The sequence below is a fragment of the Variovorax soli NBRC 106424 genome (assembly GCF_001591385.1).
Taxonomy (GTDB): Bacteria; Pseudomonadota; Gammaproteobacteria; order Burkholderiales; family Burkholderiaceae_C; genus Variovorax; species Variovorax soli.
Genome location: NZ_BCUU01000121.1, coordinates 1 through 13,506 on the forward strand (window position 1 = coordinate 1; position 13,506 = coordinate 13,506).

Sequence of the window (13,506 nt, forward strand, 5' to 3'; positions counted from 1 at the left end):
CGCGGGGACCGCCTCCACCGCCCCGAAGCGCCGTTCCACCGCTTCAATGAGCATCTCGCGGACCGGCTCGCCTGGCAGCCCCTTGCCCTCCCAGGCACGCCAGGCCATCACCTCCCGGTCGCAGCAGTCTTTGGCGAACGTGGCCGTCACCGTCTGGCCCGAGTCGCACTTGATTTCCAAGCCGTCGGAGCACCAGCGCAGGTCGCTGCTCGTCACGGACACCGTGCCCTCATGCCTGCGGGCCGATTGGCGTCGTCGTGGCGCCTTGGGCAATAGCAAGCCCGCCTGTGCCATCACGCGATACACGCGCTTGGGATTGACCCGCGCATCGCCCCTGGCGTCGCGCTGGCGGTTCACCAGGGCGCAGGCACGCCGATAACCATAGCTTGGCAACTCGGCAATCTCGTGGCGCAGCTCGACCAGCAAGCTTGCATCGCCCTTGGGTGTGCGATGCGTTCGACCGTCCGTCCAGTCGTCGCTGCGTCCCAACAACTCGCGCACATGCGAGCGCGCCAACCCCATCGTCCAGCAGACCGTCTTCACTGGTCGTCCCCGGGCAACAAGGGCGAGCGCGCAAGCCACTTTTTTTCGGCGGCGTACTCCACGGCTTCCTTGAGGATTTCGTTCTCCAAGGTCTTCTTGCCGAGCACGCGCTGCAGCTTGGCGATCTCCGCACGAGCAGCCGCCAGCTCAGACGCCGGAACCACTGCTTCGCCAGCGGACACGGCTGTCAACGCGCCTTGTCGCTCGAGCTTGCGCCACTGGAACAACAAGCTCGCGGCGACACCTTCTTGCCGCGCAACGAGCGACACGCTCATGCCAGGCTCGTAGGTGCGCCGCACCAGCGCTGCTTTTTCAGGGAGGGACCAGCGCCTGCGGCGCTGGTCTTTCAAAATTACTTCCACCGACTCCGTATGCCTAGTCGTACTTATAGTTCTATTCCTATCTTGAAGATAAGCGATAGAACGGGACCGGTGAATCAGGGGGCTATCTCACGCGATCCTAGCCACTCCGATCCGTCGTCGGGACCGGTGGGCGCTACCTATCCCGCACTACCTATTTCGAATCTCCTATTTCGAATTTCCTATTCATCGTGCCCGCGCTTGACCACCCCAACGATGTCGGATAAACAGCCCTGCGCAAGCGTCACCATCGATGGCGATGCACGTTCCGTTCGGAGCTGTGAACCTCCTGTTGACTAGCGGGAGGTGCCACAACCCGTCAACCACGGCCGCACGGCACCTGCAGTGCGGTCTCCAATTAGAAAAGAAGGATGATCCATGAAGAGATTGGTCGAGTGGATGCGCGGCATGCGCCGCAAGCAGGCCACGGGGGGTGAGAGGTTCAGGGGCATCATTGCCGCTTTGGGTGTTGTGTCGGCCGCTGGACTGGCGCAGGCCCAGGAAAGCCTGCCCTTCCCGCCCAAGAAATCGGGCAGCACGGCGGGTCCGACGATCCAGTCGTCGGTCTACAAGCCGCTGCCTGCGGTGCAGCGCCTTCCCAAGGGCGCGCCCAATGTGCTGGTGATCATGCTCGACGACGTCGGGCCGGCGCTGCCAGAGACCTATGGCGGCGACATTCGCACGCCCACGCTCACGCGTGTGTCCAAGAGCGGCATCTCCTACAACCGCTTCCACAACGCCGCGATGTGCTCGCCCACGCGCGCCGCGCTGCTGACGGGGCGCAACCACCACCGGGTGGGCTTCGGACAGATCGCCGAACTGGCCAACGACTGGGACGGCTACACCGGCCGCCTGCCGCCCACGACCGCCACCGGCGCCAAGGTGCTGGGCTATTACGGCTACAAGACCGCCGCCTTCGGCAAGTGGCACAACACGCCTGCCGAGGAGACCACCCAGCAAGGCCCGTTCGACCTGTGGCCCACCGGGCGGCTGGTGGGCTTCGACTACTTCTACGGATTCTTGGCGGGCGAGTCCTCGCAGTGGGAGCCCGCCGTAGTGGAGAACACCGTTCGCCTGCCCGCACCGCATCGCGAGGGCTACCACTTCACCGTGGACATGACCGACAAGGCCATCACCTGGATGCGCCAGCAGCAGGCCATCGACGCCAACGCGCCCTTCTTCATGTACTGGGCGCCGGGCGCTTCGCACGGGCCGCACCACATCTTCAAGGAGTGGGCCGACAAGTACAAGGGCCGCTTCGACGAGGGATGGGACGCCATGCGCGAACGCATCTTCGCGCGCCAGAAAGCCCTGGGCTGGATCCCCAAGGACACGCAGCTCACGCCGCGTCCGGCCACGCTGGCCGCGTGGAAGGACATCCCCGAAGACGAGAAGCCCTTCCAGCGCCGCCTGATGGAAGTGTTCGCCGGCATGACCGAGCATGCCGACACGCAGGCCGGCCGGCTCATCGATGAGCTGGAGCGCCTGGGCATCCGCGAGAACACGCTGGTGTTCTACATCTGGGGCGACAACGGCTCGTCCGCCGAAGGCCAGAACGGCACCATCAGCGAGCTGCTGGCGCAAAACGGCATTCCGACGCAGATCAAGGACCACATCCGCGCGCTGAACGAACTGGGCGGCCTGGACGTGCTGGGCAGCAACAAGGTAGACAACATGTACCACGCGGGCTGGGCCTGGGCGGGCAGCACCCCGTACCAGGCCACCAAGCTGGTGGCCTCGCACTTCGGCGGCACGCGTACGCCCATGGCCGTGTCCTGGCCCAAGGTCATCAAGCCCGACACGACAACACGCACCCAGTTCCACCACGTCAACGACATCGTGCCCACGATCTACGACGTGGCCGGCATCCAGGCGCCCAAGCTGGTCGACGGCGTGACGCAGGAGCCGCTGGATGGTGTGAGCCTGCGCTACACCTTTGCCGACGCCGGCGCCCCAGGACGCAAGAAGTCGCAGTACTTCGAAGTGATGGGCAGCCGCGGCATCTACCAGGACGACTGGATGGCCTCCGTGTTCGGGCCGCGCATTCCGTGGGTGCCGGGCCTGCCCAAGGGCATCGCCACGTGGTCGCCCGATCAGGACACGTGGGAGCTGTACGACCTGCGCACCGACTTTTCGCAGGCTGCCGACATCGCGGCGAAGAACCCGCAGAAGGTGCAGGAGCTGAAGCAGGCCTTTGGCGTACAGGCCAAGGAAAACCGGGTCGACCCGGTCGGCGGCGGCCTGTGGTCGATCCTGCATCCGCAATATGCGCCCAGCAACCCGGCCACCGAGTTCAGCTACAACCAGGACGTGGTGGGCATCCCCGAGTTCGCCGGGCCGAAGGTGGGTGCGCGCAGCAGCATCGTGACCATGGACGTCGAGCTCAAGCCCGACTCCACGGGGGTGCTCTATGCGCTCGGCGCATTCTCGGGCGGCCTGTCGCTGTGGGTGGACAAGGGCAAGTTGAGCTATGAATACAACCTGTTCGAGATCCAGCGCACCCGCATCGATGCGCAGGGCGCACTGCCCACCGGCAAGGTGAAGATCGAGGTCGAGTCGCGCGTGGCCCAAGGCCAGCGCGCCGGCCCGATGGATGTCGTGATCCGCGCCAATGGCCAGGAGATCGCCAAGGGCCGCGTTCCGGTCACGGCACCATTGGCCTTCACCGCCAACGATGCCTTCGACATCGGCATGGACAGCTACTCGCCTGTCTCGCAGGCTTACTTCGACCGGGCACCGTTCAAGTTCAACGGCCGTATCGGCCAGGTAACGATCCGGTATCTCTGAAGATGACGAATTCTGTCCAAGAGAACGCCGGCACTCCTCCCGGCTTCTTGCGCGCGGCGATGCTCGCCGCGCTGCTGGCCCCTGCCGCAGCTTCGGCACAGCCGGGAATTCAGCAGCAGGCCGACGCCTGGCGCTACGGCTTGTCGGTGTACGGGTACTTTCCAAGTCTCTCGGGCACCGCAAGCGCGCCCACATCGCCCGGCGGGCCGACCATCGACGTCAGCGCGGACAAGCTAATCGACGCCTTGAAGTTCACCTTCATGGCCAGCTTTGACGCCAACAACGGCCGCTACGGACTGTTCACCGACCTGCTCTACCTGGACCTGGGCGAAAGCAAGCAAGGCACCCGGGATTTCACGATCGACCACAAGGCCATCTCCGGCAGCACCTCGGCCAATCTCGACTGGGACCTGAAGGGCACGCTGTGGACGCTGGCCGGCTACTACCGCGTACCCACCGACGACCGCTTCACGCTGGACCTGCTGGGGGGCGCGCGCATGTTCAGGCTGCGGCCCAAGCTGGGCTGGAGCATCCAGGGCGACCTGGACGGCATCGCGGCCACCTCGCGTACCGGCGAGGTGAGCCAGAGCGAAACGCTGTGGGACGCCGTCGTGGGCGCCAAGGGCCGCGTGGCGCTGGACGGCTCGCGGCGCTGGAGCTTGCCCTACTACGTCGACGTGGGGACCGGCCAGTCCCGGCTCACCTGGCAGGCCGCGCTGGGCGTGAGCTACGCCTTCTCGTGGGGCGAGCTCACCGGGATGTGGCGCTACATCTCGTACGACCTGAAGTCGGACTCGATGATCGACGACCTGAGTTTCAACGGCCCCATGGTCGGCGCGACCTTCCGCTGGTGAGCCGGGCAGGCACCGGGAGGTGCCGGGCAGTGCTGCGCACGCGCGGCAAGGAAACGTAGCCGCAACAAGCGGCATCCGAATTTTTCAGTTCACGATGGAGAAACTGCATGAAAACAAAGAAGTTCATCCTTGCGCTTTGCGCCGTGGTGGTGGCCACGGGCTGCGTGACCAAGAAGACCTATGACACCGAAGTTCAGAAGGAAGACGCGTACGCCGCGCTGAGCCAGAAGCTGTCTGGCGAGCTCAGCAGTGCCCAGGCCCAGGTCACGCGGCTGCAGAACGAACTCAAGGTGACCATGGTCAACGAGATTCTTTTCCCAGAAGGCGGATGGACGCTGAGTCGAAAGGGAGAGGAAACGCTCTCCAAGATTGCGCCGACACTCTCGAATCTTCCGGGCCAGCAGGTCGTCGTGCAGGGCTTCACCGACGATGAACCCATTGGTCCGGCCTTGAAGTCGCGGTTTCCGTCCAACCTCGAGCTCTCATCGGCAAGGGCGGATAACGTCGCGCATTTCCTCACCTCCAAGGGCGTGCCGCAGAACTCGATCTCCGCGCAGGGCTTTGGCGAGGCCCGGCCGGTTGCCAGCAACACGACACGAGAAGGCAAGGCGAAGAACCGCCGCGTCGAGATCGTCATCTCGGCCGCCAGCCGGCCGTAGGGGATCGCCATGACGATCACGACCCGGCGCCATCGCCTTTTCTGGATCTGCGCATCATTCCTGGCGCTGTCGCTCGGCATGCAGCAGGTCGGCGCGCAGCCTGCCGGCGTCGATCCGGCGGCGACGGCGCTGCTGCGGCGCTCGATGGACTATCTCGGCGGGCTCCAGCGCTTCAGCGTCGAAAGCGACAACACGCTCGAGGTCGTCCTGATTTCGGGCCAGAAGCTGGAGTTCGACAGCGCCGCCCGGACCACCGTTCGAAGACCCGACCGACTGCGGGCGGAACGAATGGATGAGAGTCAGCGCCAGGTGCTTTACTACGACGGGGCCGCGTTGACCGTGTCGATGCCGGGCACCCGGCACTATGCAACGGTCGCTGCGCCCGCGAGCCTGGATGCAACGCTGGACTTTGCGCGCGAGCAGCTGAACCTCATCGCTCCGGCGTCGGATCTGCTGGCCTCCAATGCGTACGAGCGCCTGACGCAGGACCTGCAGGCCGCATTCATCGTCGGTCCGAGCGTCATCGCCGGCGAGAAGGCAACGCAAGTCGCCTTTCGTGCGCCGGACGTGGACTTTCAACTGTGGGTGAAGGATGGCCCCAGCCCTCTTCCGTTGAAGTACGTCATCACCACGAAGTCGGTGGCGGGCATGCCCGGGTTCGCAGTCACCCTCAGGAAATGGAATCTTGATCCCAAGGTGCCCGACACGTTGTTCCGATACGTCCCTTCGGCAAAGTCGCAGAGGGTCGATGTCCTGGCAACAACGCCGGCCGTGGCCGCACCAACGAAGTAGGAGTCTTCATGAAACCGTCCTTCAGAGCCCTTGTGCTCGCTGCTGTTTCGGTGGGCGCGTGGGTCTTGAACCCGCAAGCAGGTCCCGAAGGTGTCCGGCTGGTCTCGACCGCTGACGCGCTCATTGGCCTGCCAATGACGCCGCTGAGCTTCGCGGGTGTCGCACGCCGGTCCGCCTATCGCGAAGTCGAATTTGCGAGAACAGCCGCAGTTGCAACAACCGCGGCCGCCACGGCAGCCGCCGCCACAACTGCTGCTTCGGTAGCAAGCATGCCCGCGCCTGTTCCCGTGATGCCTGCTCCTGCAAGCCCAATTGCAGCTGGGACCGTTGTAACGGCACTGCCAGCCGGCTGCGCGCTAACAACCCTTAATGGCGTGCAGTACCATCGATGCGGAGGCACGTACTATCGGGCAGCGATTAGCGGTTCAAATCTCGTCTACGTCGTCCAACAGCCGTAGGATTCAATGACCGCCCATGTCATCCGTCGGACTGCATCATGAGTCGATGCGGATCGCTACCGAGGCTGATCTGCGTGACCTTGGCGGTCGTCGGCTGCTCGCAAAGCCTGGCCCAAAGCCTGCAAGTTGCACAGGCTCGCTACGAACGGTCCATTGCGTTGTGCAATTCAGGAACGTTGCCCAGGCCCCAGCGAGATGCTTGCGTTCGAGATGCCGGCTTGGCGCTGGATCGCGCCCGAGCCGTTGGCGACCCGGATGAGAATTCAGATACCAGCGTCTCGACACAACCAATCGACGCTCCTGGCGACGATTCAAACACCATTACATCGCCGGACGGCGATTCGACGATCGTCCTGCCGACGGATGGCTCGAGACCGATCAGCCAATAGAAGCCAGCTCCCAGCGCCCTCTTCTCGAGCGCCTTGCGACTGCAAGGATCTATCTACCAGGCGACCTTGATTCCCAGGGACGCTTGAATTGATGACTTGACCGAAGTGTCGCCGCCCATGCTCCAGAGGTGTCCGACTTCGCCATAGAGGCTCGTGCCCCGAGCCAACGCCAGAGTTACACCTGCGGCAAGCTCCCCGGCGCTATAGCCTCCCGCAGTCACGATGGTGGTCGTCCCAGCTGGACCGATGAAGGTCACAGAATCGTCGTCAAAGTCCGCGTAATACAGGTTGGCTCGCCCATAGGGCTGCAGCCTGCCCGCCGCGGTGGCCAAATCCCCCTTCACCCGCATGCCAAGCCGCCCGATCCAGCCGCTGGCGGCATCGTGGGTCACGCTCGCTCCGGCAAGCGTCAGATCGGCTGCGTTGATGCGCTGATAGATCAGTTGCGCCTGCGGCTCGATGCTCCATCGGGGGTGCACGGCCAGGGGCTGGCCCACCTCCATCGAGGCCATGAAGCTCGTCGCCTTGCCCGAGACCTGGGGATTGATGTCCGGGCGCACCTGGTAGCGTTGGCTGCCGCCTTGCAGGACGCTGTCCAGGTAGCGGCCGCTCGAATCCATCCAGGTCGCGTACCCCCCGAGAAAGCGCGATTGGACGTTGTTGCTGCCGACCTGCACGTTTGCCCCTCGGGCATTGCCTGTCACATCAGCTTTGCCTTCCAGGTAGCCCACGTAGAGACCCGAACGCCAGTTCTCATGGACCCAGAGGTCCGTGCCGGTCTGCAGGCCGCTTACATGTCCGTCGCTGCGGGCATGGGCGATGCCCTGCTGCTGCAGGTCCAGATCGGCGTACACGGCTCGCGCCCAGACCTGGCGCTGCTCACTCAACGCCGGCGCAGCCTGCTCGCCGGAGTGGCCTTCGTCGCCGATGCGCCGGTGCAAATTGCCCAGCATTGCCAAGTCTGCTTGGCGCAGTTGGGCCGGCAACGCCGCCACAAGCGGCACCTCCGCACGGTAAGTCGGCACCTGTGTTGCCGGTAGTTGAGGCGGTCGTTCCGGGGGGGCATTGCCCTCGAGCGGGGGCAAGGGTGGCGGCTCCGCGGTGGTGCGCAAGTACCAATTTTCGCCCGCGCCTTGCAGGTCTGCGGCATACAGACGGTACTCGTACGCACCCACGTCCACGTGGCCGTTGGCAAGAGCAAACGCACCCTTGGTCGTCTGGGCGGTTGTGGTGGCGCCGTTGATCCCGCTGATCACCTCGATGCCGTTGCCGAGCGTCGGCGCCCCCAGCCCGCCCAAAGTCGCGATTTCGATCGTCGTATGGCCGCTCGCGCCGAAGCCGGCACCGTCGATCACGAGCCGGTCGCTCACTGGCATGCCGCCCGCCAGGCCCGTGCCCACTCTGAGCAGACTGCGGGCCGAATAGGGACCGGAGACCACCAGCGTACTGCCCGCCTTGGCGCCCACCAGGCTCACCGTGCCGCCGTTGTCCAGTGACGCCACCCGTTGGTTGAAGCCAGCCGTATCCAGGGTGGCGCCCCGCGCAACCGTGTGCGCCGACGCAGGGCTGAAGGCCCCCGCGGTGCCGGCCCGCAGTGTGCCGGCCGTCACATGGGTGGGGCCGCCGTAGGCGTTCGATCCAGCCAGGACCACCGTGCCGCCACCTGACTTTGTCAGCGCGCCTGCACCGGAGATCACGCCGGCATGTGTGAGCGCAACGCCCGCTGGTGTCTCCAGAGTGCCGCCTCCGACGTCGAGCGTTGTTGCACGCGCGGTCGCGAACGAGGCGGTAGTTCGCAGCGTGCCGCCATCGAAAGCGAGCGGTCCCGTTTCCGCGCCGAGATTGGCGTCGACTGCCACCTGCAGCACGCCACCGTTGACGGCCGTTCCCCCGGAATAGGTGTTGGCGCCACCAAGCACCAGAGTGCCCAGGTCCAGTTTCTCCAGCGAAGAGGTTCCGGACAGAACCGCATTGATCGTCGCGGTGTAACCGGCCCCCAGCGCGGACCCGTCGCCGACCCGAACAGGCGTTCGTTGGGCGCCCACGAGCGCAATGCCATCACCATCGACACGATAGCCGTCGCTCGCGAACTGCATCCCCGATACGTTGACCTGACCAAGGCTGTTGTCGACCCGCACGGCGCCCGGCTGCGCCATGAAGACCGCGTAGGCCCCGTTGGCGAACGGCGCGTTGGCCACGCCACTGACTTCGGTCCAGTGGTCGTTGCCCAGCACGTTCTGCCAGACGCCGTCGCCGCCATTGACGGCGGCATTGTTCTTGGGGCCTGCGGCCCCATCCCAGAAGTTGAGCGGTTCGCCAGTGGTCGCCACCAGGTTGACCTGATTGGCGACCGAGGTCTGCACGAAGACGCTTTTCGACGGCATGGCGCCGAGCGCGAGGCCCTGGTTATCGAGCGTGCCGCCGTAGCTGAAGACCCGATAAACGCCGGCATCGAATGCGCCGCCGGGCGAGACCACCGCGTTCAAGGTACCACCCAACCTGAGATTGCCGCCAACCTGGGTCAGATCGTTGAACGCGCCCCCGACCACATTGGCCTGGCCAAAGCTGTAAGTCAGCGTCGATCCGCTTGCGAGCGAGAGGTCACCGTTGATGGTCAGCGTCCCCGGCGCGGCGCCGGTGCCACCGGGCGACAGCGTCGCGCCGTCGGCCAGCGCCACGTGTCCACCGACGGTGCCGCGTCCGCCCAGCGTGGCGCCCGCCGCGACGCTGGTCGTGCCGGTAGCGGCCGACTGGTTGCCGTCGATGTAGAGCGCCCCGTTCGCCACGGTCGTGGCACCCAGGTAGGTGTTGGCACCGGAAAGCACCGTGGTGCCGCTGCCCGATTGCGTCACGCTGCCGCTGCCGCTGATGGGACCGGCCAGACTCGCCTCGTTCGAGCGATTGACCACCAGCGCCGCGTTGTTCAGGACCGGCCCGACGATCGAGCCCGTCGCGCCGCCATCGCCGAGCTGCAGCGTGCCGGCCGTGATGGTCGTGCCACCGCTGTATGTGCTGGCACCGGTCAGTGTCTGCGTACCCGGCCCAACCTTGACGACCGCGCCGGTGCCGCTGATCGCACCGCCGAAGGTGGCGTGGGCGTCGTTGCCGCCCGTGGTCAGGGTGGCCGAGCCCAACGTTACATTGCCGCCGGCCGCGCCGCCGCCGCTCAGCGAGCCAATGGTCTGGCTGAAGCCGTTCAGGTCCAGGGTAGCGCCCGCCACATCGGCGAGCGTCACCGCCGAGAGCGTGCCGAACGCCCTGCCGCCGGCAGCCGCGCCGGCCTGCAAGGTGCCACCCTGGATGTTCGTTGCGCCGGTGTAGGTGTTCGTGCCGGACAGGATCGCGGTGCCGCTCCCGTCCTTGGTCAAAGTGCCACTGGTGATGCCGACGTCACCCGTGATGGTGCTGCCGCCGGCGCCGCCAAGGGTCAGGTTTTGCGTCGCGCCCGTGATGGTGCCCAGGGTGAGCATGCCCGCGTCGGAGTTGATGCGCACGGCGCTGCCCAGCGTGATCGGGCCGGCATAGGAATTGGTGCCGGACATGTTGCGCAGCGCGCCGTCATTCGCAATCCCGGTGCCGTTCAGGGTCAGTGCTTCCGCGCCGACGGCAATGTCTCCCTCGATCTGCAAGGCGGCACCAGACGCTACTCGCGTACCGCCTGCGGTCGTGCCAAGCGCCGTGTTGTGCCGGATATTGAGGACGCCGACGTTGACGTTGGTCGCGCCGGTATAAGTGTTTGCGCCGCTGAATATCTGCGTGCCGGTACCCACCTTGGTGACGCCCACCGTGTTGGTTCTGCCGCTGCCGCGCATGATCCTGCCGCTGAACAGTCCATCGTCGTTGGTGTGTCCCAGCACGATGGTCGAGCCGAAGTTGCCGGTGGGATTGCGATTGGCAACCATGATGCCGGTTCCGGACAGCGCCCCGATATTGAAGACACTCGTGAACCACAGGTTGGCCCAGCCCATTCCCTGATCGGCCAGTTCGATGGTGCCATTGAGCACGACATTCGCATTGATCAATGCATTGCTGGTGGCGGCACCGCCAAGGGCCAGGCCACTGCCTGCTCCCGCTGCGGAACTGGCGATGCCATTGATGACCAGCGTGCCGGCGAAGGTGCTGTTGTTGTTGCGCAGGCTCACGGCATTGCCTGCATTGACAGCGTTGATGGTGACCGTGCCGCTGCCCTTCAAGCCACCATCCAGAATGAGCCCCCGGCCCCCGCCGGAAGTCTGGTTGACGGTGATCGAGGTATTGCCGCTGGCGGTCACGGCCCCCGTCAGCGTCGTGGCGGCGGACGGATTGATGTTCTCCAGCCTCGCGCCGTCGTTCAGCGTGACAGGCGCCGCGGCCGACACGCTGCTCGTGCCGGTGAAAGTCAGCGTGGCGCCCGAATTGACCGTGGTAGCGGAAACAAAGCCGGATGCATTGTTCAGTACAAGTTGTCCCGCGGCGACCGTGGTGGCACCGGTGTACGTCTTGGCACCGTCGAAGGTGAGCGTGCCGGCGCCATTTTTCATTAGCGAAGTCACGGCTCCCGTGATGGCTGAACTGATGGAGGCATTGGTGGTGGTAGTGATCGTCGCCGCAGGCGCCAGATTCAGGGCAGCACCACTGACGGTATACGGCTGCGCGCCGCTGGTCCCGAATGCAAGTGAAGTGACCGAAGCAGGCGCCAGAGCCTGGATGGTCACCGACCCGCCGGTTCCCTCGAAGACTGCGTCCGTACCGAGACCTGCACCCCATGTTAGGTTGTAGGGCCCGCCAGATACCGCGCTCCAAGCGGCCGTGGTGAGTTGGTCCCAGTTCTGATTGCCACCTGCTGCATCGAAATAGAGCGTCGCGGCCTTTGCGGCGCCAGTCCAAAGTATGGACCCGAGCAACGAAGCAGTAGTAAGGGCGAAGCGGCCGGGTGCGCGCATGAAAGCTCCTCTTTCTTGACTGATTCAGGGGGTTGAAACCCGCTGGGGCGCAGGCGGGCCTGGCACGCAGGCAGATCCCGTTGGGAGAATGCAACGCAACAGCGTGGGCAAGCGGATTGGCTTTACGCACGACAGACGTGATGTCGGCGTTTCGATCAATCGAAGCTGCTTTGCCTTGCACGCGGTGCTATGACAACAGGCATTTCCGATTGGCAAATGCACCCAGGTTGCACACGACGCAACTCAAGGTCGGTCTCGCTTGGAAAGCGCATCAGATCGTCCATCCTCGTAGCTTTTATTGATTCTGCTATATACCGATGCAATTTGAAAATCGACGCGAAGCGAGAGGAACAGGGAAAGGTCGCCGTAAACGCACGGTGATCCCGTCTTGACGCAATCGCGCGAGTCAGCGCAGCTTGCGGATCGTCATGTTCGCGGCGTTGATGCTGAAGGCTCGCGGGTCGAAGGGCCCGCCCCACCACCGCAAGTAGTCGGCGTGCTGGCCGTGCCTGGAGTTGTGCATCGCCTCCAGGAAGTCCATGTAGCCCGGTGGCCCGCCCACGTCTTCCGGTGGGCAGGCGTTCTCGCCTGCCAGGCACATCGGCCAGTTGTTGCGGCCCTCTTGAATCTCAAGGCGCTGTTCGACCGTGATGTTGTGCTGCCAGTCATCCCCGAAGTCGTAGCCATAGCCGAAGGCCTGGACGTGTTCTCCCAGCACGGCGCCGATGGTGACCTTGCGCTCATCAAGCATGTCGCCGCCGCCGATCCACTCCTCGTCAGGGATGCCGTAGCGCTGCTGCTCGATGTGCCAGTCGTGCAGATGGCTGTTGGTCCAGCCCATGGCGGCCTGCACGACACGGTCGAGCTTGGCCAGCCTCAGAGCGTCGGGTACGAAGATGCGCCGCCAGATCAGCGGCTCGATGTGCTGCAGCTCGATGCGCAGCTGGTAGATGCAGCTGGTCTTTGGGCGCTTGCTCGTGGTCTTGGCGCTCATGCGCCGAGCGTAGCAGCGCCAGCCTGCCTGCCATCGATGCGGCAGCAACTCCGCGATGCGGCTGGCCGGCTGCGTAGGCAGGCGTTCGAGGATGGCCGTGTCGATCACGGAAGGTGATGGTGGCTGAGTTCGATCATGCATGCCTTGCTTCTTCACGCGGAATGGGCTCTCCTCGGTGGGTCCAGCAGACCCTTCGCGATCCGAGCTTGACCGTGCAGGTCTCGACTTCTCGCAGGAGATGGCCCGCCTTATCGTTCGGCAGATCCATTGCTGCAGGGCAGCATCAAAGAACTCGGAGCGCCTCGGCCCGCTCTGCGGGTCCAAGCCCAGCCAGAGTCGAAATACGTGGCGATGCCCAAGTAGTGGGTGGGTACACTTGCTCGGCGAGCACGTGAAAGGCAGGTTATCCCCAACCCTCTCCTGCTGTGAACGCTTGCCCGCTTTTGAACTGACCCCAGGAAGCTGGACAGTCGGAAGTTAGTGGGTCAAGGCCTGAGATCGGTATTGCACCGGGCTCAGGCCTTTGAGTTTGAGCTTGATGCGCTCGTGGTTGTAGTAGTGAATGTAGCGGCGTAGGCCGGCGCGCAACTCCTCGATGCTGGCGAACTTGTTGAGGTAAAAGAACTCGGACTTCAAGGTGCCGAAGAAGCTCTCCATCGCCGCGTTGTCCAGGCAGTTTCCTTTACGGGACATGCTCTGGGTCAGACCGTGATCGACGAGCTGCTTGCGATAGGCCGCCATCTGGTACT

At 64.6% G+C, this 13,506-nt stretch carries 7 protein-coding genes and 1 pseudogene; 4 read left to right on the top strand and 4 right to left on the bottom strand.

Translation table 11 applies throughout. The annotated features are described in order from the left end of the window. A pseudogene (locus tag VSO01S_RS26890) lies at positions 1-932 on the bottom strand (transposase); the annotation flags it as partial. Positions 933-1,280: 348 nt separating this feature from the next. Between VSO01S_RS26890 and VSO01S_RS23440 the strand changes: the two are divergent. The 4 genes from VSO01S_RS23440 (at position 1,281) to VSO01S_RS23455 (ending at position 5,994) form a co-directional block, all read left to right on the top strand. After that, complete coding sequence (locus VSO01S_RS23440) at positions 1,281-3,689, top strand: arylsulfatase (protein ID WP_218002374.1); 2,409 nt, start codon at positions 1,281-1,283, stop codon at positions 3,687-3,689. A gap of 2 nt (positions 3,690-3,691) precedes the next feature. Further along, positions 3,692-4,543 (top strand): hypothetical protein, encoded by an 852-nt coding sequence (locus VSO01S_RS23445; protein WP_153305395.1) that lies wholly within the window; start codon positions 3,692-3,694, stop codon positions 4,541-4,543. A 107-nt stretch (positions 4,544-4,650) separates the two neighbouring features. Next, entirely contained in the window at positions 4,651-5,202 is a 552-nt protein-coding gene (locus tag VSO01S_RS23450) for an OmpA/MotB family protein (protein ID WP_068645198.1), read from the top strand. Positions 5,203-5,211: 9 nt separating this feature from the next. Further along, complete coding sequence (locus VSO01S_RS23455) at positions 5,212-5,994, top strand: DUF2092 domain-containing protein (protein WP_068645199.1); 783 nt, start codon at positions 5,212-5,214, stop codon at positions 5,992-5,994. 900 nt (positions 5,995-6,894) lie between these two features. On the opposite strand, the gene VSO01S_RS23460 is transcribed toward VSO01S_RS23455, so the two are convergent. The 3 genes from VSO01S_RS23460 to VSO01S_RS23470 form a co-directional block, all read right to left on the bottom strand. Further along, positions 6,895-11,763 (bottom strand): autotransporter outer membrane beta-barrel domain-containing protein, encoded by a 4,869-nt coding sequence (locus VSO01S_RS23460; RefSeq protein ID WP_084242070.1) that lies wholly within the window; start codon positions 11,761-11,763, stop codon positions 6,895-6,897. Between the two features lie 406 nt (positions 11,764-12,169). Next, positions 12,170-12,898, bottom strand: a complete 729-nt coding sequence (locus VSO01S_RS23465; protein WP_245684304.1) for a plasmid pRiA4b ORF-3 family protein — start codon at positions 12,896-12,898, stop codon at positions 12,170-12,172. 336 nt (positions 12,899-13,234) lie between these two features. Further along, a partial coding sequence (locus VSO01S_RS23470) for an IS3 family transposase (RefSeq protein WP_153305396.1) occupies positions 13,235-13,506 on the bottom strand: 272 nt, incomplete at its 5' end.